Raw genomic sequence first — 20,193 nt, 5'->3', positions numbered from 1 at the left:
GTTTGCTTCCAGTAACATTCTACGGATTCTCTACTAAAACCCGTCGGCCGGACTGTAAAGCCGGCCGACGGGTTTTTTGAACTTTCCCTACTAATGAAAAAAGCGATTAAAATCATACTCTGGAGTCTGCTGGGGCTGGTACTGTTGCTCGTAGCAGCCGGTGGATTAGTCTTCTACAAGATCTCGAATGGCTTCCCGGTGAGCTACGAAACCGGAAAGCCAACGATCAACTTTTCACCGGATCAGCCGGCTATCCTGGTCTTTTCTAAAACGACAGGCTTCCGTCACGGTGAATCCATTGAGGCCTCTAAACCCATCCTTCAGGAGATGGCTCGGCGCAACGGCTGGTTTATCTACGAAACCGAGGAAGGAGGCGTATTCAATCCGGAGCAGTTGAGCCGGTTTAAGGCGGTGGTTTTCAATAATTCTACGGGTCGGGTACTTAGTGATGAGCAGCAGGAAGCCCTCAGCCGATACGTGGAAGGCGGTGGTTCTTTGATGGGCATTCACGGAGCGGGAGACAACTCGCACCACTGGCCCTGGTACGAGACCAACCTGCTGGGTACCCAATTTTCGCACCATACACTTGAACCGCATTTGCAAAAAACCGACGTACATATAGAGTCAGATGTTGATTCAACGCTGGCTGGTAGCCTGCCCTCCTCCTGGACCCACGAAGACGAATGGTACGTCTTCTATAACCAGCCCAAGGGGATGAAAATATTGTCTTATATTGACGGCGATAAAATACTACCCAACGGTAATCTGCCCTGGAGTAGCGATAAAAACTTTGGCATGGGTACCTACCATCCGGTGGCCTGGTACCGCACGGTAGGCCAGGGTAAAACCTTCTACACGTCCATGGGCCACTCCAACGATGTTTGGCAGGACGCCAACTTTGCTCGTCTCGTGGAGAATGCCCTCCGGTGGCAGATCAGTTCGGCCGATAGTTCTGTAAGTATGAACTAGTAAGTTGTTAAGTACCAATTTAATAAGAACACATCCTTTAAATGGAAAAGAAGATACCTAATAAAGATAGATTACTATCAGTTAGTCATACCCGACGTAGTATTCCAGGTTAAGGTACTTAAATTCTCCGCTTTCACTCCTTCTGAAAAAAAACGGGAGGGCAGATTATAACAGCTATTTCATGAAAAAGAGATTGTCTCTACTGGCCCTGATGCTTCCGGCCCTGGCCCTGGCCCAGCCTATACCCCTGCAAAAGGGCTTTCAGACTCCTCCCAGCGCAGCCAAGCCCCGGGTTTGGTGGCACTGGATGAACGGCAATATTACCAAAGAGGGTATCCGCAAAGACCTCCTGTGGATGCACCGCTCGGGCATTGGCGGCTTTCAGAATTTTGATGCCGCCTTTATGACACCAAATGTTGTAGAAAAGCGCCTGGCGTACATGACTCCGGAGTGGAAAGAGGCGTTTCAGTATACGACTAAACTGGCCGATTCACTCAAACTTGAGATGGCTATTGCGGGTTCCCCCGGCTGGAGCGAAAGCGGTGGCCCCTGGGTAACCGCCCGGGATGGTATGAAAAAACTGGTGTGGCGTGAGGTACGGGTCAAAGGCAGTATGCCTTTCAGAGGTACTTTACCCAAGCCATTTACCACAACGGGAGCTTTCCAAAACCTGGCTCTCCAGGAAGGGTTGAGCTTATCGGCCAAGACAGCTCCGCCCCCTACCTACTACGAAGATGTGGCCCTGGTGGCATACCGGCTTCCCGCGGCTGACGTGTCTCTGATGGAACTGAATCCTAAAATCACTTCCAGCGGGGGACAATTTACCCTCGCTCTACTCACCAATGGCGACCTTGCCGAAACCAACCTCCTGCCCCGGGATTCGGTAGCGGGACACGCCTGGATACAGTTTGAATTTTCCAGGCCGCAAACCTTTAAGGCCATCAGCCTGGTAGGGGGTAGTATCAGGAGCCCCTTTGGCATTGAAGTACCCACCGAGAACCGTAGTCTGGAAGCCAGCGAAGATGGAGTACATTTTAGTGAAGTGGCGTCTATTCCTGCCGGTGGTGTGGCCCAGCAGACCATTGCTTTTCCTGCCACTACGGCCAGATACTTTCGGGTGAGGTTCCAGAATCCTTCCCCACCTTCGGGCCTGGCCGCGCTGATGGGCGGAGTCCCTAAGGCACCTGCCGGAACAAATATTGCCGAAATAGTACTGCACCCCACCACCCGCATCAACCATGCGGAGGAGAAGGCCGGGTTCGCTGCTACCTATGATATAGAGAAATATCCAACCCCGGCGGCAAACGATGCGGTGGCCGAAGGTGACCTGATTGACCTGACCGGAAAGATGGCAGCCGACGGTAGCCTGAACTGGACACCACCCGCTGGTGAATGGAAGATTGTGCGTTTTGGATACTCGCTGACCGGCAAGCAAAACCATCCCGCTTCGCCGGAAGCTACCGGATTGGAAGTAGACAAAATGGATGCAAGGGCTGTCAGAGATTACTTCACCACCTATCTGAACCAATACAGGGAAGCCACCGGTGGGTTGATGGGCAACCGGGGTCTGCAGTACATGATTACTGACAGCTACGAGTCAGGACAGGAAACCTGGACTCCCCGAATGGCCGAAGAGTTTCAGAAGCGCCGTGGCTACAGCCTGCTGCCCTGGATGCCGGTGCTGACCGGGCAGGTGGTAAAAAGTACCGAAGCCAGCGAGAAGTTTCTGTGGGACTGGCGTAAAACTATCGCTGAACTCATTGCCGAAAACCACTATGACCAGCTGACCGATATCCTGAAAACGTACGGAATGAAGCGCTATACCGAGTCGCACGAGAATGGACGGATATTTGTGGTGGACGGTATGGACGTCAAAAGAGGAGCGGCCGTACCCATGTCAGCTATGTGGGTACCCACCACCATTCCTGCCGGTTCCACCCTGACCATGGCAGAAGCCGACATCCGCGAATCTGCCTCGGTAGCCCACATCTACGGACAAAATCTGGTCGCCGCCGAATCGTTCACGGCGCTGGGTATGGGGGGCGCTGCCTGGTCTTTTCATCCCGGCAACCTCAAACCTACCGCCGACTGGGAGCTGGCCAGTGGCGTCAACCGCTTTGTAATCCATACGTCAGTACACCAGCCGGTGGATGATAAACTCCCGGGTCTCACGTTAGGGCCCGTTGGGCAGTGGTTCAACCGGCACGATACCTGGGCCAACCAGGCCAAGGCCTGGACCAACTACCTGGCCCGTAGCTCCTATATGCTGCAGCAGGGCCGGTTTGTCGCCGATATTGTGTACTACTACGGCGAGGACAACAATATTACGGGCTTATTTGGAAATAAGCTTCCTGAAATACCCAACGGCTACAGCTATGACTTTATTAACCCCCATGCGCTGCTCAAACTGCTATCGGTGAAAGAGGGGAGGCTGGTCACACCTTCCGGTATGAGCTACCGGGTGCTGCATCTGGACCCTAATGCCAGTAGGATGTCTTTACCCGTACTGCGCAAGATAGCCCAGCTGGTAAAAGCCGGCGCTGTTATTAGTGGTGCAAAGCCGGAAATGGCAGCCAGCCAGAACGATAGCCAGCAGGAGTTTGACCGTCTGGTGGGCGAGGTGTGGGGAAGCAGCCGGGCCAATGTACACACGGGTAAAACAGTACCGCAGGTACTTACAGCTCTGAACATCCAGCCCGATTTTACATACCAGTCGCAGGAGGACGCTAATCTCCTATATGTGCACCGCAAAACCATCGAGTCGGACATTTACTGGGTCAGCACTCGCAGCAATCAGGCAGAAACCGTAGAAGCCTCCTTCCGCATTAGCGGGAAACAGCCACAAATCTGGCACCCGGAAACGGGCAAAACCGAACCTGCCTCTTACCGTATACGGGATGGCCGTACCACCGTAACGCTGAATTTGACGTCCAATGACGCCGTGTTTGTGGTATTCGGAGCCCCTGCTACGAAGACTATGGTTACCCTTCCGGCAAAGACCGAAAAAGAAGTACTAGCTCTTGAAGGAGCCTGGAACGTTACTTTCCAGCCAGACCGGGGTGCCCCGACCAGTGCCACCTTTGATAAGCTGATGTCCTTTACAGAAAGTCCTGACGCAGGTATCAAGTACTTCTCTGGTACAGCTACCTACACCAGTACCATTGATCTTCCGGCAGATGCCATCCGCAAAGGCGAACAGCTTTGGCTTGATTTGGGTGAGGTAGGTAACCTGGCCGAGGTGGTGGTAAACGGCAAGTCCCTGGGTGTGGTCTGGAAGAAACCCTTCCGGGTGAATGCGACCACGGCCTTGAAACCCGGCGCCAACAAGATAGAGATCAAAGTTACAAACCTGTGGGTGAACCGACTGATTGGCGACCAGCAGCCTCGTATTACCACCCGGTTCACGCAGACCTCCTTCCCCTACTTTACCGCTAAGTCTCTTTTGCAGCCTTCGGGGCTACTAGGACCGGTCAGGCTAGTGTCTGTGATCCAGCGGTAGTACACGTTGGTGTTGAGTCCTTCGTGGCGACAGATTTCAGCCACAGATTGTTCGCCTTGCAACCCTTCCAGTACGATCCGCGGGGCGGCCCCTTAGATTAGTGAGATAATCGTTAACTTTAATAAGTACAATACCAGAAGATCCGAAGGAGTGAGCGGTGAACTACGGGGCGGCCTATCATACAGAACTAAGCTCGGAATTAGTCCCTCACGCCTTTTCACCGATCGGTTGCCATTTAGAATGCTAAGCATTAGGCTTACTGAGGCGGCCGCCGCGCGGGGATTAGTATTTCGGTGTATTCGGCTCTGGATTTCTCACCTAAACCACCAAAACTATGGAAAATCAATTTTTCATCGGCATCGACATTTCCAAGGCCACGTTGGATGCAGCCCTGTGCCAGGCCGAGCGCCCGGACCACTACACCCATCGCAACGGCGACCCGGCAGCAGTTCGACAACACTGTTGCGGGCTTTGGGAAGCTGCTTTCGTGGCTGGGCAAGCAGGGTGCCGAAGCCTGTCGCCGGTGCGCTGAGGAATGCCGCACCATGGCTTCTATGGCTGCATAAAGTAATATACTCATAAACTACATACAGAAGCCGCATGTCAAACGTGCGGCTTCTGTATGTAATAAGAAACAAAAGGTATGTAAGCCTACGGAAAAACTATGTAAGTAATTAATAGTTAAATATGCATAAGTTTGTATCGTTCAAATTTAGCTCTGATGCGTCAAGCACTTCACTTGCGGTTTATGTGCCTGTTCATGGCCATCCTTATGCTCCTCAGCAGCACGGGATTTGTTATGGTGGAGCATATTTGCCAGATGAGAGGTAAGACGCAGTCTATGTGGAATGGAAAGGACAAGTGCAAAATGCATTGTCCAGCTCCTAAGAAAGTAGCATCAACACAGAAGGAAGCGGCCACGGCTCAAATTAAAAAACAGTCCTGCTGTAAGGAAACCTCCTACTTTTCCCGTTTGGCAATATTGTCTCAAAACGGAAATTCTTTACTGGTGGAAACTCCTTCCTTCCCAGTGGTTGTGTTAGATGAAGCCATCAATTTTATCTTTCAAGCCTTACTGCCTGAGTTGGGCGTTTCATTTGGGACCCATCCCAATCCGCCTCCCTATTTACACTCTACAGGGGAGTACCTGGCCATGATTTGCTGCTGGCTGATCTGATTTTCTCCTTGTCTTTATTCTCCAGGTCTTTCGGACCGTATTAAACTCCTTATGCACAATACCTGGGAATAGGGTTTTCTCTTCTTTCTCACAATCTCTATAACTTATTTACGATGAAACGTCGGCATTTTATTTATCGTCTGGGCGTAGGCTCGGTTACTTCAGTAGCCGGAGTCAATCTCCTGCAAAGCTGTATGAAGCACGATATGTTACCCGGAAAAGAAGCCTATGTGTCGGTAGTAGAGCCAGAGTTCAACCAGCTGCTTCCTATTCCGAATACTGTTGTTAACCCTGTTAATTTTCCCTTAACAGCGCTTCAAACGTCGGCATCTGTCCGAAAAGGCAAGAATACGGCTGTTCTGGGCTTTACCCCAAACGCCACATCAAATCCTATTTTCAGGGTGGATAATGGCAAAAGATTTAGCGCCCATTATACCAATCAGACCGGTGAGAAAAGCAATATACACTGGCATGGGCTGGTTATTCCTCCCGCAATGGACGGTCATCCGGAGGCAACCATTCCCGATAAAGGTACCTTCAACTTCAATTTCCTGGTTAATCAGCGGGCTGGTACTTACTGGTATCATCCCCACCCGCACGGGAATACGGCCCGGCAGGTATATATGGGAATGGCTGGAATGTTTATTGTTCAGGATGAAGAGGAACTACAGCTGGGGCTACCAGCAGGCGAATACGAACTACCCCTTTTGCTGTCAGATAAACGTATCGCCACCGACGGATCGCTGTTGTATAAGCCTTCGATGGAGGAGGTAATGACGGGCTTTATGGGAGAAACGGTAGTTGTCAATGGTGCGGCTGGCCCTTTCCATGAAATAGCACCCGCAACGTACCGGCTGCGGATACTCAATGCTTCCAATGCCCGAATCTATAACCTGGGATTTGGCACAGGGAATAACTTTCTTTTGATCGGAGGAGACGGAGGATTGCTGGAGCGTCCACAGCAGGTAACCAGGGTTCTGTTATCGCCGGGTGAACGGGTGGACCTTCTGGTAGATTTCAGCACTTTTAATACAAACCAGGTATATCTTCGGTCAGAAACTTTTAGTGAGGGGGGGGCAGCTCAGGGCCAACAGGGGTTTAACCTTTTACTATTCAAGGTAACTAAGCCAGGGGCGAAAATGTATACTATTCCACCCACTCTTTCGGCTGTTACACCGCTGCCGCCTCCTGCCAAAACCCGCACCTTTACCCTGGATATGATGGATAGTAGCGCAGGACACGGCAGCCATGGCAATAAGGGTGGCATGGGTATGCACCGCATTAACCAGAAGCTGTATGATCCGGCCCGGGTAGATGAAACGGTACTGTCCGGTGATACGGAAGTATGGGTATTTGATAATACAAAAGGGGATGAACCCCATCCCATGCACCTTCACGGGCTGTTGTTTCGGGTTATTGAACGGAAGGGCCAGCGTGGAATACAACCCCATGAGCGGGGGTGGAAAGATACCGTTCTGGTAGCGCCCGGAGAATTAGTAAAAGTACAGATAACGTTTCCTGCCCACCCGGGCCGTTTTGTCGTGCATTGTCATAACCTCGAACATGAAGACGACGGCATGATGCTCCAGTTTGAAATAAAATAATTCTAATTGGAGAGCTACCACGCCCTTTCCCTTAAAGAGCTAAATCATGGTTCATAAGCTTATAGAATGGTCTTTACGCAACAGGTTCCTAGTGCTGGCACTTTCCATCGGACTGTTTATCTGGGGTGCCATTTCCGTGCGGGATAATCCGATTGATGCCATTCCTGACCTTTCCGAAAATCAGGTCATCGTGTTTACAGAATGGATGGGCCGTGGCCCGCAGCTCGTCGAGGACCAAATCACCTACCCGTTGGTCACCAACCTGCAGGGAATCCCCCGCGTCAAGTACGTACGGGCCAACTCCATGTTCGGCATGAGCTTTATCTACGTTATCTTTGAGGAGGAGGTGGATCTGTATTGGGCCCGGGAAAGGGTTCTCGAACGGATAAGCACCAGTGCACAGGGGCTTCCCCAGGGGGTAAGTCCGCAGCTGGGTCCCGAAGGAACGGGGGTTGGTCATGTATTGTGGTATACCTTGGAGGCTCCTACTCTTGATCTGGGAGAGCTACGGGCCATCCAGGACTGGTACATCAAGTTTGGTTTGCAAAATGTGCCGGGTGTAAGCGAAATTGCCTCATTTGGCGGGTTTCAGAAGCAGTATCAGATAACGGTTAACCCCCAGAAGCTCCTGTACTATGATCTGTCTGTGAACAATATTATAGCTGCTGTACGGGCAAATAACAATGAGAGTGGTGGCAGGAAGTTTGAGCTGAGCGACATTGGCTATGTGATCAACACTTCTGGCTACCTGCAGTCTACCGAAGAGATTGAAAACATTCCGGTTAAAACCCAGAAGGGTATTGCTGTGCGGGTTGCCGATGTGGCCACGGTTCAGATGGCCGGTGAAACCCGCTTAGGTATATTCGATCTGAACGGCGAAGGGGAGCAGGTAGGAGGTATCGTCGTCATGCGCTACGGTGAAAATGCAGCCGAGGTGATTGAGCGGGTAAAGATTAAAATGGAAGAGGTAGCCAGAGGCTTGCCGCCGGGAGTAAAATTCAATATCATCTACAATCGGGGTGAATTAATTCAGGAAAGTATTGACAGTATCAGGAACACGCTGATCGAAGAGATGATCGTAGTGTCTATCATTGTGATCATCTTTCTGTTTCACTGGCGGAGTGCACTTAGCATTATCATTCAGATTCCCATCACCATTGCGGCCAGTTTCATCCTGCTGAATGCCTTTGGCATATCCTCTAATATTATGTCCCTTACCGGAATAGCCCTGGCTATTGGAGTGATCGTGGATAACGGAATTATCATGAGTGAAAACGCCTATAAGCACCTGGCCGAGCAGTATGCCGTCTGGCAACAGCAACATAAAAACAACGACCTATGAAATGGCGTAGAAAAAATAAAAAGGCAAAGGAAAGCTGGATCTCGGAAGAAGAGCGCCTGGCTATCATAGAAAAATCAAGTAAGCAGGTATCAAGGGGAGTCTTTTTTGCGACCATTATTATTATAACCTCCTTTCTGCCGGTTTTCATGCTTACGGGTCAGGAAGGCAAACTGTTTCACCCGCTGGCCTACACCAAGACCTTTATTATGCTGGTGGATGCCCTGCTGGTACTCACCCTGGCTCCGGTTCTGATCTCCTTTTTTATGAAAGGCAAGTTCAAACCTGATACTGCTAATCCGGTAAACAGGGTTCTGGAAAGGGTTTATGAACCCGCCATACGTACCGTTCTCAGGTGGAGAAAGACTACCTTGGCTATTAACATTATAGCCCTGCTGATTACCGTTCCGCTGCTGCAAAGTCTGGGTAGTGAGTTTATGCCTCCACTGGACGAACAGAGTATTCTGTTTATGCCCGTTACGCTTCCTGATATTTCCAATGCCGAAGCCAAGCGAATCCTACAGGTGCAGGACAAGATCATCATGTCGGTACCCGAAGTAGATAAAGTACTGGGGAAAGCCGGCCGGGCCAGCACGGCGACGGACAACTCTCCCATCAGCATGATCGAAACCATCATCATTTTAAAGCCGAAGGATCAGTGGCGCGAGGGGTTGACCAAGACTGGTCTGGTCAGCGAGCTGGATAAAAAGCTGCAAATTCCAGGGGTGGTCAATGGATGGACCCAACCGATCATCAACCGCATCAATATGCTGGCTACGGGTATCCGGACCGACGTGGGTATTAAGGTATACGGCCAGGATCTGCATCAGATAGCGGCGGTTTCAGAACGCGTAAAGGCGGCCCTGGAAGGAACTCCGGGCATTAGTGATCTGTACGTAGAACCCATCACCGGGGGCAAGTACCTTTCTATAAACGTCAGGCGTGATGATCTGGGTCGCTATGGATTAAGTGTTGACGATGTAAATAGTACCGTAGAAACTGCCCTGGGAGGAGCTCCGGTAGGACAGACCATCGAGGGGCGTCAACGCTTTTCCATCAGTGTGCGACTGGCGCAGGATTATCGCAATAGCGTAGAAGAAATCAAACGAATTCCCCTGAGGTCGCCGGGCTTTGGGGAGGTACCTTTAAGTGCAGTAGCCGATGTGGTGTTTGAGAATGGCCCCCCCATGATCACGTCTGAAAATGCCATTCTCAGGGGGGCAGTCATGTTCAACGTCCGCGACCGGGATCTGGGCGGTACCGTTCAGGAGGCGATGGAGCGGATTAACCAGCAGCAGGGAATTCTGCCCGAGGGGTACTTTCTGGAATGGAGTGGCCAGTATGAGAACCTGATCCGGGGACAGCAAACGCTGTTGATTATTGCTCCCATCGTACTGGCTATTATTTTCTTCTCCCTGTACTTTGCCTTTCGGTCCATCCGCGAGGCCTTCCTTAGCCTGATTACCATTCCTTTTGCCCTGATTGGGGGTGCTTATATCATCTACTTCTGGGGCGTAAATCTTTCTATTGCGGTGGCCGTGGGCTTCATTGCCTTATTCGGTATCGCGGTGGAAACCGGAATTGTGATGGTGATCTACCTGAACGATGCCATGCAGCAACTCATCAAAGAAAAGGGGAACTCAAGCGAAACCATTACCAAAGAGGACCTGCGGGAATATGTAGTAAGAGGCGCGGCCAAACGTCTGCGCCCGAAGCTAATGACCGTGTGTGTTTCCCTGTTCGGATTAATTCCGGTATTGTGGGCTACGGGGGTAGGCACCGATGTGATGCAACCCATTGTACTGCCCATGATTGGAGGGGTACTCACCTCTTCTACCCACATACTGCTGGTAACCCCACTTATTTTTTTAATGAATAAGGAATATGAATTACGTAAATATGGAAAGCTGGAAGTGTATGATACACAGCACTAAAAGGCTGCTATGGTTGCTCCTGCTTATTCCCGGGCTATCTTATGCACAGCCGAGTGAGATATTGTCTTTGCCCGAAATCATACAACGTATTGAAGATAACAATCTGCTGCTGCAGAGCTACGGGCTCAGGGCCGATAACTACCGCTACCGGGCTGAGGCTGCTACGGCCTGGATGGCCCCTATGGTAGGGGTAGGAACCTTTATGACTCCTTATCCTGGGCAAATGATGATGGAGGCGCGTGATCGCGGCATGCTCATGTTCCGAGTAGAGCAGCAGTTCCCCAACCCGTCCAGGCAGCGGGCCGAGCGAAGGTATATCGAATCACAGGGAGACGCTGAACGTACCGCTCGGGCTGTTGCACTCAACAACCTTAAGGCGCAGGCCCGGAGTAGCTATTACGCCTGGCTGGTTTCGGCGCAGAAAATCCGGGTACTGGAAAAGAATGAAGAAGTCCTGCAGATGATGAAAAAGATTGAAGAGGTCAGGTATCCCTATAATCAGTCGCCGCTCAGTGGTATCTACCGCGCCGAAGCAGAGATTGAAAGGAACCATAATATGATCACTATGCAGGTGGGGGATATACAGCGCGCCGAAGCAAGCCTCAATGCGTTGATGAACCGCTCCGGGAGTATAGAATTCCAGATCGATACCGCTTATCAGCCTCGCTTTGTACCAGTGGCTAGCATAGATACTAGTCTGCTGGCTACCCAGCGGAGTGACATCATCCGGATGAACCAGCAGATCCGCTCTATGCAGCTGAACATTGAAGCCATGCAGCTGCAGCGCAAGCCGGATTTCAGAATCCAGTTTGACCACATGGCTCCCCTTTCCCGGATGCCTCAGATGTTCAGCCTGATGGGTATGATGACCATACCCTTTGCTTCCTGGTCTTCCAGAATGTATAAATCAGATACAAAAGCCATGGAACTCAGCATCCGGGCCATGGAAAAGGAAAGGGCGGCGATGCTGCAGGAAACCCAGGGCATGCTTTACGCTATGCAGGCCGAGATCAGAGCTATGCAGGCCCGGCTAACATCTATGGAAACAAAAGTAATACCCGCCCTGCAAAGAGCCTTTGACGCTAATTTTCTGGTCTACCAGGAGAACAAGCTATCTCTGACGGTGCTGCTGGAAACCTGGGAGGCGCTGAACATGATGCGGATGGACCTGCTGGATGAGCGGGGCAAGCTTTATCAAATGATAGTAGATTATGAAAAGGAACTATATAGGTAGTGTGCTAATAGGGGTGTTGCTTTTACTCGCTATTTCTTCCTGTAAGCAGGAGCATGATTCTGCTCATGAGCACGGGCAAAAATATACCTGCCCTATGCACCCACAGATCATAAAGGAGGAGCCCGGAGCTTGTCCGATCTGTGGTATGGATCTGGTGCCCATGGCTGCCAACAGTGAGGCCATGAGCGGTGAGGTGGCCTTGGATACAAGTTTGCTGCCCCTGCTTAAGCCAACTAATGAACGCGTCGTAGCTAACGTCCCGACCATTCGTCCCCAACGAGGTACAAAGATTATTTCCTTGTCTGCCCAGGGAGTGGTATCCTATGACCTGCGAAAGCAGGTAAGCGTAGCCAGTAGGGTGGCGGGTAGGATTGAAAATATGTACATCAAGTACAATTTTCAACCGGTCCAAAAAGGGCAGCTACTAATGGAGATCTACTCGCCGGAACTGGCAGCTGCTCAAAAGGAAGTCATCTACATCAGCCGGGTAGATAAGAATCCGGGCCTATTGGAAAAAGCCCGGCAGAAGCTGCTATTGCTGGGTATGCAGCCGGCCCTGATCGATAAAGTGATCCGAACGGGCGAGCCTCTGTACCGGGTGCCGGTGTATAGCCCTATCAGTGGGTACATAGTTGATAAGACTACACTGGCTACATCCGCTCCCGAACAACCGATGCCCGCTGCGGCCTCCTCTTCGTCCTCCGGTTCAGGTATGGTTGGAATGGGGAGTTCACAGGCATCTGTGCCAGCTCTACCACAGACTGACATGAATAACGCACCTCTAATAGTCCGGGAAGGGCAGTATGTCAGTACCGGCGAAACGGTTTTTAGCATCTACCAGGCTAACAGTATGGTCGCTGACTTTTACCTGATCCCTGCGCTGGGCACACAGGTAAAACGTGGGCAGAAACTAGTTTTCCGCCTGGTCTCTAATTCCGATCAGGCTTTTACAGGTACCATTGGACTTATTGAGCCTACCCACCGAGCGGGTGAAAACTTTGTTACCGCCCGTGTGTACCTGAAAGGCTCTGACCTGCAAGCTGGCCAACTACTCATAGCCGATGTGCCGGTTGTTGAAAATCAGGGATGGTGGCTGCCGCAGTCGGCGGTGGTTGGTCTGGGGAATCAGTCCGTTGTCTTCAGGAAAGAAGAGGGAGTGTTTGTCCCTAGACAGGTAAGAACGGGTATCAGTGCGAAGGGTGAGGTCCAGATTCTGGATGATATATCGCAGTGGCAGATCGCCCGGAATGCTAGCTACCTGGTAGATAATGAAAGTTTTATACGAGCACCAGCTGACTTTTAACCAATGATGAAGGCTATTAATATCCCATTTCTTTTCGTCAGTATAGTGCTGGCCTCCTCCTGTAATAACGAGGAGGCGGATAAGGGGGAAGCTGCGGGTGGACAAAGCTATACCTGCCCTATGCACCCGCAGATCGTCCAGAACGAGCCGGGAACCTGCCCTATATGTGGTATGGACTTGGTACCCACTGAGAAAAACAATGAAGAGGCCAGCCTTAGGCTGAGCGAGCGCCAGCGCCTGTTGGCCAATGTGACTACGGATACCGTTCGGACCGGTGCGTTCTCATCCATCAGGCAGCTCAATGGCCGACTCGCCATTAATCCCGAGCAGATTGAGTATGTATCCAGCCGGGTTCCCGGCCGGATCGAAGACTTGTATGTTCGTGAGGCAGGAGTACCCGTTCGTAAGGGACAGGTACTATACAGGATCTATTCCGAACAGCTGGCGGCCCTGCAGCAGGAGTACTTAGTGGCCACAGCGCAGGCCGAGCAGTTTCCTAACGACAGCCGGTTTCAGCAGATAGCCGAAGCGGCCAAACAGCGTTTGATGCTGTATGATCAAAAAGAAACCCAGCTCCTAGAACTGCGGAACAGCAGAAAGACCAGCCCTTATGTTAACTATGCTTCACCCGTGAGCGGAGTGGTTGCAGAGTTGTTTGTGACTCAGGGGCAGTATGTGTCCGAAGGAGGCTCCATTATGCGTATTGAGGGCTATCAAAGTGTTTGGGTAGAAGTGGATGTGTACCCTACCGAAGCCGGGCTGATCAAAAAGGGACAAGTGGTCCAGGTGACCGTTGCAGGTTATGAAAACGAACAGCAAAAGATGCGAATTGACTTCCTGGCTCCGGCCTTGCAGCCTGGTAGCCAGCTGTTGACCATCCGCGGAAAGATTCAGAATCCAAACAATCGTTACCGGCCCGGCATGCAGGTCTTTGTGGAGGTACCCGTTTCCACTACCAGTGAGGCTTTAACCCTTCCGGTTGATGCTGTAATCCGCGATGGTGAGGGTACCCACGTGTGGCTGGAAACCAAGCCTAACATCTTCGAAGCACGGACGGTAAAAACCGGAACTGAAAATTTCAGCCGGGTTGAAATCACCGAAGGGTTACAGGCAGGTGACGTAGCGGTCATTACCGGTGCCTACCTTTTGTACAGTGAGTTCGTCTTAAAGAAAGGAAAAACACCGGCCGGTGAGCACAATCATTAATTTATGGTCATCGGGCGTGTACCTTGAAGAATAGTATTTTATCAGGTAACTAATAGTCTAATAACCAACAATCTAAATTCAAAACTATGAAACATGTAATCAGATTAGTAGCACCCTTAGCTCTGGCTTTACTGCTGACCGCCTGCGGCGCAAACAACCAGGAAGCTGAAAATAAGGAGCAGGATCATGCGGCCATGGATCACAGTCAGCCCCAGGCGAGTGCTACCGGTGGCTCAGTGGTTATCGAAAATGACCAGTTGAATGCCGTGTATCAGCATTATGTACACCTGACTACGGCTCTGACCAACAGCGATGTAGCCGAGGCTAAATCAGCGGCCAATGCCATCGAGGCTGGTGCAAAAGACTTGCCAGGGGGCAATGCTATAGCCTCCTCTGCGGCTAAAATAACCTTTGCTTCGAGTATAGAAGGACAACGAGAGGCCTATGTACAACTTAGTAGCGAGATGGTAGAGCAGGTTAAGCAAGCCGGAGTAGAAAACGGAGAAGTATTCGTACAGTTCTGCCCAATGGCCAACAACGATAAAGGGGCCACCTGGCTTAGCTCTACCAAAGAGATTCGCAACCCGTACATGGGGGAGAAGATGTTAAAATGCGGCGAAACCAGAGAAACCATCCAGTAGAAGAGGCTGGAAAATGTATCCGCTTTTGGAAACTTTCCCAGCTTGCTGCCAAAGTGCTACTGGTTCAAAGTGTCAGATGCTTTCAGGTGAATGTAATAACTGCGTCACTGGACCATAAAAATCATTGATTGAGTTATGCTAAAGGATCTTAATTTGAACCTGGTATTAGTACCATTCGCAGTGCTTATTCTGGTCGTTCTGTTGTACTTGTACCTATATAATAAAGCAGGTGAAAAATCGGTATTTAAGCAGTTGACCCTCCGCGTAGTTGGGCTTGCTTTTTTGCTGAATCTTATCTGGGAGCTGGCACAAGGACCCTTGTATGAAGGCTACGTCTATGATTTTCAACACATTGCCTTTTGTGCCTTAGCCTCAGTGGCTGATGCTATTATGGTCGTCTTGCTGTACTTTAGTTTTGCCTTGGTCTTAAAAGATTCTCTCTGGATTAAGAAACTAAGCTTTTTGCAAACTTTCCTGCTTTTGGTAGTAGGTGGAGCAGGAGCAATACTGGCTGAAATCAGGCACACCGCTGCCGGAAACTGGGCCTATGCAGAAACAATGCCCTTAGTTCCTTTAGTGAATGTAGGCCTTTCACCTGTACTCCAATTCACCCTTTTACCCGTTGTGATTTATGTAGTAAGCTTTCGTTAAATAAGGCATGACGCAGTCAAGCCTTATTTAACAGCTTGGTTCAAAACGGTCAAAAAAGCCGAATGGGAAAGCGTGAAGGATATGCGGCTAGACTTCCCCAACGCAGAAATGGTCGTAGATGGGAAGGCTGTTTTTAATATCAAGGCTAATGATTACAGGCTGGTAGCTTTGGTTGGATTCAGAACAAAAAGGGTATATGTACTATGGCTTGGCACGCATGCCGAGTACAATAAAATCAAAATAAAAGACCTTTAAAGGAGTAGTATTACCCCAACTATCGACCATGGACATAAAATTAATTCATACTGATACTGATTACCAGACCGCCCTGCAAAGAATACGGGCACTTTGGGAAGCGGAACCCAGCACTCCGGAGGCGGACGAAGCGGAAATATTGGATCTTCTCGTAAACAAGTTTGAGGAGGAGAATTATCCTATTGAAGAGCCGGACCCTATTGAATATATCAAGATTCGCATGGAAGAGTTGGGATTGAAGCAGGAGGACATGGTGCCTTACATGGGCAACAAGGGCAATGTCTCTAAGGTACTCAATCGCCAACGCTCTCTTTCTCTGGTGATGATCCGAAACTTGCACCGGGGTTTACGCTTTCCGTTGGAGGTGCTTATTGCAGAGCCTAATCGGAACATGCTTTAAAATATCGAAATGGGTGCCAATGGGAGATTACAAAAGGGAAGAAAAACAGCTAAAAATGGCCTTTATTTAACCTATATGAATTTATAAAACTGTTTATATTCTATAATTTACCTGATTCCAACTAAAATAGATAGGAGCTATTTATCGGAAGTAGGGCCAACAAGAGGTAATAAGAGCCAGATAATTAAAAAGCATAGTAAGACAACGTGAATTCGACATTAGGGTAATATTCTAAAGTCCTGAACCAAGGATGGCTTTTGCTCTAAGTAGCAGTACGACGCGCCCACCGATGCCAGAATATGTGTGATAGCGTTAAGCGGGGATTTAGGTCGGGTGTGCTCAATGTCAAATACCGTCATCAGAATATCGTTGACCGATTCAATGAGCCCCCTTTTCCTAAGCATGAATGCGTCCAACATACCGAGCAATAGCCTTTTCATGTTCTTTCGGGACTTAGTTCGTAAATGGAGACCTTGTTCATAAAACTGGCCAAAAAGTGAGGAAATATACCCCTTGTCACCACAGCAGGTACCTTTATGATTATCAAGCAGGTGCCGGAGAACTTTGGGATTGTTATCGGCTCTTGAAGCTGAGGTCAGCAGAAAATTTACAACTTCGCCCAAATGATAGATTACCAGATGAAGTTTCAACCCGTAAAACCACCCGGTGGAGGACTTGCCCCGGCTGGCTATTCCCTCGAACACTTTGTGCTGGCCGATCCTGCGGTTGTCGCAGACAGCTTTTTGGAATCAACGTAGTACTTGCCAGTGCGGGCACCCTGACTGGCCTTGTACTGTACAAAGAGCCACATCAACGGCCAATGCTCTCCGATCAGTTCCACGAAGCGGGTATAGGAGACCAGTTTTGGAAAATAATCCCCAAGCCAGGTTGGACCAGTCGCTTGTAGTAATATCGCCGGGCGACCCCGTCAAAGTTCTTCATGCCGCTCAGGGGGTAAAAAAGTACAATTGTCAACACTTCGCTGCTGGACAGGTTTGGCTTAGGGCCGGACCTGGACTGATGGCTGGCAGCCAAAAAGTGGCTCTAGACATATTGGTCGTGCAACTGGCAGAAACCATCTGTTTTACATCGGATCGCCGAAGCGAAAGATTTCCACTATTTTTGTCAAGTCGATGGCATACATTGGCAAGGCTGATTAAGGGGTTTGTATGTTTCGTCGCTTCAAAATTCGCCTTTTTTAGCCTTTTTTATACACAAATCGTTGATCATCAATTTTCTATTATCGAACTCACGTTAAGTACTTAAAAGATTAAAGTTTCCAGCGCGCGTTATCTTAATTAAACAATAAGAATGTTTAGAAGTATCAGTCTGTTCGTTTTTGTTGCAATACTCTCTTGTAGTTGTTAAAAAAAGGCCGCTTCCAATGAGCAGTCCTCTGGAACTCCCCCCTCTACCAATAATGCCAGATTATCTGCCACCAAGGGTGATATTACGGGGATGGTATATATACTCGGAGGTACTTTCCTGATGTGACTGATTCGGCCGGTCCCAAAAAGGAACCGGTACCCGGACAGGAGGCTCCCAACCCTAGACTGGACGACTCGGAGCTCTTTGTTCAGAAAGCCTTCGCCGACGAAGCCCGCGAAGACCTGGGTGATGACCTGACGGACAAGCCGGGCAAAAATCGGCGGCCCGTGGGGCGGGTGAGTGAGTAGGGATTGGGTAAAGCGACTTAGGCTAAAGCGAAAGCAGCAAAGACACTATTTGAAGCGGGGATAAGACGGCGAAAAAAAATGGCAGGCTGTAAGGTATTACGCACCCTACAGTATATCAATATCTGGGGTTCCAGACTGGTAATGCTATTAACTGAGGAGCAAAGTTGTTTGTACTCTCCAAATGATAGTTCAGGAAGTTACAGCCAAGCTGTGACAGTTTGTGTAACTCTTTAAATATACTTCAGTTGCCTTTCTTTTCTACAGTGTCATGCATAATTCAACTTCTAACATTCTGTATTTCAACAACTAAAAAAGAATTTCCAAGGAGATATATTGGTAGAATTTCAATACTTCCTGCTTTTTCAATGGTACTTAACATAGCTCAAAAAATGCTTTTCTTTATAGTGAGCCTTATCGTGGCGCTCTCATCCCTTGGTTTCCTGCGGGAAAAAGCTCCCGAAAAACCCAATGTCATATTGATAATGGCCGATGACATGGGCTATGAATGCTTAGGTACTTACGGAAGCACCACTTACCGTACCCCTGTGCTGGACTCGCTGGCTTCCAACGGCATCCGGTTCGACCGTTGCATTTCCCAACCCTTATGCAGCCCCTCACGGCTCAAGCTGATGACGGGGAAATACAACTACCGAAATTATGAGTATTTCGGCTACCTGAACCCCAATCAATATACGATTGGCAATTTAATGCATGATGCGGGCTACAAAACGTGCATTGCCGGAAAATGGCAGTTGAATGGCTTGTCAAACAAGGATAGCATATCCACCTGGAATGACCCAAAAATTCCAAACCGCTTCGGTTTTGAAGAATACTGTCTCTGGCAACTGACCAAAGGCGGGGCAGAAGGCGAGCGGTATTCGGCCCCACTGTTCGAAAAGAACGGCGAACTGATTCAGGGCTCAAAGGACCAGTACGGCCCGGACATCTTTTCTGATTTTGTCATCGACTTCATCGAAAGAAAAAAGGATCAAAGGTTCTTCATTTACTATCCCATGGTACTGGTGCACTACCCATTCGTTCCTACTCCCGACAGTCCGGATTGGAAGAATAAGGAAGGCCGGTACAAAAAGGATACAGCCTATTTCAAGGATATGGTTGCCTATACGGATAAAATAGTAGGCAAAATAACGGACAAACTGCACGAACTCAACCTTGATAAAAACACCCTGATTATTTTTACAGGCGACAATGGCACCCACTCCTCCATACGCACCCCCACCATCGAAAGAACGATTCAGGGGGGGAAGGGGAATACGACCGACGCCGGAACGCACGTGCCGCTGATCGCATATTGGCCTGATCAAATCAGACACGGCCGATCGTTTGAGGGCTTGATCGAGTTCAGTGATTTCTTCCCGACCCTGGCGGATATCGCCGGCCAAACGGTCCAATCCGATGGCCGGAGTTTCTATCCGCTCCTGGCAAATCAAAGATACGAACCTAGGGCCACTGCTTTTGTTCATTATGATCCGCGCTGGAGTGCGAATGTGAATCGGTACCGGAATCGGTTTGTAAGGAACTTGGAATACAAATTGTACCAGGACGGAAAATTTTATTCCCTTAAGAATGATATCCTGGAAGAGAACCCTCTGAAAACGGATAAATTATCACCAAAAGCGCGGAAGGCCCATCGGGACCTGCAAAAAGAATTGGCCCTACATCCCAAGTGGCAATAACAGAAAACAGGTATTTTGTTGCATTTATGTGAAATAAAAGTAGATATACCCTTTCGGGCGCCCCCAGCTGACCCCGGGAATGAGTTGCCGACAGCCCTACCTGCGTTCGCGCCCATATTAGGTTTTTTTTATCTGACCAAAGAATAGCGCTAAGGGATTTCAATCATCCTAACGCTTTAAATTACCAATCGGCTTGATAGTAACCCCGGCGAAACGGAGAATATTGTAAAATGTCCTGCGGCTCCCATTCTGGAAGGAATTCATGATCTCGGTTGTAGACTGATGACCTAGTTCATACACCTCCCTAACCTCCGGAGCTATCTTCTGATAGGGCTCACTAAATTCCTTTGGCCGGCCACCATTACGTCCCCTGGCTTTGGCAGCTGCTAAACCAGCTGCGTTATGCTCCCAGATGAAGTTGCGCAGGAGCGCCGACGGTCAGCCGAACATATCTTTGTTGTGCTTGATAAGTAGTGGGTCATATTTAGTCATACATTTATTTGATTGAGAACAGGATGGAAAACACCTGGTTTCCATAATTTTCAAGAATATGGTTTACTCTCGAATGCAGCGCCGCTTTACTTTCAAAATCCTGAGGGCGCAGCCAC

General features: G+C 49.6%; 16 protein-coding genes and 1 pseudogene. 16 read left to right on the top strand and 1 reads right to left on the bottom strand.

What is annotated here, in order from left to right; translation table 11 throughout:
• The first annotated feature begins 93 nt into the window (after positions 1–93).
• From VGN67_RS03300 to VGN67_RS03235, 14 genes are all read left to right on the top strand, one after another.
• Positions 94–969, top strand: a complete 876-nt coding sequence (locus VGN67_RS03300; RefSeq protein WP_327485345.1) for a ThuA domain-containing protein — start codon at positions 94–96, stop codon at positions 967–969.
• A gap of 181 nt (positions 970–1,150) precedes the next feature.
• Positions 1,151–4,468, top strand: coding sequence for a glycosyl hydrolase (locus tag VGN67_RS03295; protein WP_327485344.1), 3,318 nt, complete (start codon positions 1,151–1,153; stop codon positions 4,466–4,468).
• A gap of 383 nt (positions 4,469–4,851) precedes the next feature.
• A complete protein-coding gene (locus VGN67_RS03285) occupies positions 4,852–5,034 on the top strand; it encodes a hypothetical protein (RefSeq protein WP_327485343.1) in 183 nt (60 codons plus the stop codon).
• A gap of 155 nt (positions 5,035–5,189) precedes the next feature.
• Positions 5,190–5,645, top strand: a complete 456-nt coding sequence (locus tag VGN67_RS03280; RefSeq protein WP_327485342.1) for an HYC_CC_PP family protein — start codon at positions 5,190–5,192, stop codon at positions 5,643–5,645.
• A 113-nt stretch (positions 5,646–5,758) separates the two neighbouring features.
• Positions 5,759–7,249, top strand: coding sequence for a multicopper oxidase family protein (locus VGN67_RS03275; protein WP_327485341.1), 1,491 nt, complete (start codon positions 5,759–5,761; stop codon positions 7,247–7,249).
• 46 nt (positions 7,250–7,295) lie between these two features.
• Positions 7,296–8,591, top strand: coding sequence for an efflux RND transporter permease subunit (locus tag VGN67_RS03270; protein WP_327485340.1), 1,296 nt, complete (start codon positions 7,296–7,298; stop codon positions 8,589–8,591).
• A complete protein-coding gene (locus VGN67_RS03265; RefSeq protein WP_327485339.1) occupies positions 8,588–10,522 on the top strand; it encodes an efflux RND transporter permease subunit in 1,935 nt (644 codons plus the stop codon). The genes VGN67_RS03270 and VGN67_RS03265 overlap by 4 nt, the downstream gene beginning before the upstream one ends.
• Complete coding sequence (locus VGN67_RS03260; protein WP_327485338.1) at positions 10,506–11,756, top strand: TolC family protein; 1,251 nt, start codon at positions 10,506–10,508, stop codon at positions 11,754–11,756. Before VGN67_RS03265 ends, VGN67_RS03260 begins: the two co-directional genes overlap by 17 nt.
• The gene (locus VGN67_RS03255; RefSeq protein ID WP_327485337.1) at positions 11,734–13,059 is read left to right on the top strand and encodes an efflux RND transporter periplasmic adaptor subunit; all 1,326 of its coding nucleotides are present in this window, start codon (positions 11,734–11,736) and stop codon (positions 13,057–13,059) included. The genes VGN67_RS03260 and VGN67_RS03255 overlap by 23 nt, the downstream gene beginning before the upstream one ends.
• Before the next feature lie 3 nt (positions 13,060–13,062).
• The gene (locus VGN67_RS03250) at positions 13,063–14,265 is read left to right on the top strand and encodes an efflux RND transporter periplasmic adaptor subunit (RefSeq protein ID WP_327485336.1); all 1,203 of its coding nucleotides are present in this window, start codon (positions 13,063–13,065) and stop codon (positions 14,263–14,265) included.
• Positions 14,266–14,351: 86 nt separating this feature from the next.
• Positions 14,352–14,906 (top strand): DUF3347 domain-containing protein, encoded by a 555-nt coding sequence (locus tag VGN67_RS03245; RefSeq protein ID WP_327485335.1) that lies wholly within the window; start codon positions 14,352–14,354, stop codon positions 14,904–14,906.
• A 135-nt stretch (positions 14,907–15,041) separates the two neighbouring features.
• Entirely contained in the window at positions 15,042–15,557 is a 516-nt protein-coding gene (locus VGN67_RS03240; protein ID WP_327485334.1) for a hypothetical protein, read from the top strand.
• Complete coding sequence (locus VGN67_RS24470) at positions 15,558–15,812, top strand: type II toxin-antitoxin system HigB family toxin (RefSeq protein WP_414717285.1); 255 nt, start codon at positions 15,558–15,560, stop codon at positions 15,810–15,812.
• Positions 15,813–15,840: 28 nt separating this feature from the next.
• Entirely contained in the window at positions 15,841–16,212 is a 372-nt protein-coding gene (locus VGN67_RS03235) for a transcriptional regulator (protein ID WP_327485333.1), read from the top strand.
• 218 nt (positions 16,213–16,430) lie between these two features.
• Here VGN67_RS03235 and VGN67_RS24615 read toward each other — a convergent pair.
• A pseudogene (locus tag VGN67_RS24615) lies at positions 16,431–17,356 on the bottom strand (IS982 family transposase).
• Between the two features lie 346 nt (positions 17,357–17,702).
• Here VGN67_RS24615 and VGN67_RS03225 point away from each other — a divergent pair.
• A complete protein-coding gene (locus VGN67_RS03225) occupies positions 17,703–17,888 on the top strand; it encodes a hypothetical protein (RefSeq protein ID WP_327485331.1) in 186 nt (61 codons plus the stop codon).
• A 389-nt stretch (positions 17,889–18,277) separates the two neighbouring features.
• Positions 18,278–19,585 carry a sulfatase-like hydrolase/transferase gene (locus VGN67_RS03220; protein WP_327485330.1) on the top strand — a complete coding sequence of 436 codons (1,308 nt, stop codon included), beginning with the start codon at positions 18,278–18,280 and terminating at the stop codon, positions 19,583–19,585.
• Positions 19,586–20,193: the final 608 nt, after the last annotated feature.

The sequence above is a fragment of the Telluribacter sp. genome (assembly GCF_035998675.1).
Classification (GTDB): Bacteria; Bacteroidota; Bacteroidia; order Cytophagales; family Spirosomataceae; genus Telluribacter.
The sequence above is the reverse complement of the archived record's forward strand: the minus strand, read 5'-3'. Positions and strand labels throughout refer to the sequence as shown.

Excerpts from the sequence above, each read along its gene's own strand:
- VGN67_RS03300 (WP_327485345.1), top strand. The coding sequence starts at position 94 with ATGAAAAAAGCGATTAAAATCATACTCTGGAGTCTGCTGGGGCTGGTA.
- VGN67_RS03295 (WP_327485344.1), top strand. The coding sequence starts at position 1,151 with ATGAAAAAGAGATTGTCTCTACTGGCCCTGATGCTTCCGGCCCTGGCC.
- VGN67_RS03285 (WP_327485343.1), top strand. The coding sequence starts at position 4,852 with ATGCAGCCCTGTGCCAGGCCGAGCGCCCGGACCACTACACCCATCGCA.
- VGN67_RS03280 (WP_327485342.1), top strand. The coding sequence starts at position 5,190 with ATGCGTCAAGCACTTCACTTGCGGTTTATGTGCCTGTTCATGGCCATC.
- VGN67_RS03275 (WP_327485341.1), top strand. The coding sequence starts at position 5,759 with ATGAAACGTCGGCATTTTATTTATCGTCTGGGCGTAGGCTCGGTTACT.
- VGN67_RS03270 (WP_327485340.1), top strand. The coding sequence starts at position 7,296 with ATGGTTCATAAGCTTATAGAATGGTCTTTACGCAACAGGTTCCTAGTG.
- VGN67_RS03265 (WP_327485339.1), top strand. The coding sequence starts at position 8,588 with ATGAAATGGCGTAGAAAAAATAAAAAGGCAAAGGAAAGCTGGATCTCG.
- VGN67_RS03260 (WP_327485338.1), top strand. The coding sequence starts at position 10,506 with ATGATACACAGCACTAAAAGGCTGCTATGGTTGCTCCTGCTTATTCCC.
- VGN67_RS03255 (WP_327485337.1), top strand. The coding sequence starts at position 11,734 with ATGAAAAGGAACTATATAGGTAGTGTGCTAATAGGGGTGTTGCTTTTA.
- VGN67_RS03250 (WP_327485336.1), top strand. The coding sequence starts at position 13,063 with ATGATGAAGGCTATTAATATCCCATTTCTTTTCGTCAGTATAGTGCTG.
- VGN67_RS03245 (WP_327485335.1), top strand. The coding sequence starts at position 14,352 with ATGAAACATGTAATCAGATTAGTAGCACCCTTAGCTCTGGCTTTACTG.
- VGN67_RS03240 (WP_327485334.1), top strand. The coding sequence starts at position 15,042 with ATGCTAAAGGATCTTAATTTGAACCTGGTATTAGTACCATTCGCAGTG.
- VGN67_RS03235 (WP_327485333.1), top strand. The coding sequence starts at position 15,841 with ATGGACATAAAATTAATTCATACTGATACTGATTACCAGACCGCCCTG.
- VGN67_RS03220 (WP_327485330.1), top strand. The coding sequence starts at position 18,278 with ATGCTTTTCTTTATAGTGAGCCTTATCGTGGCGCTCTCATCCCTTGGT.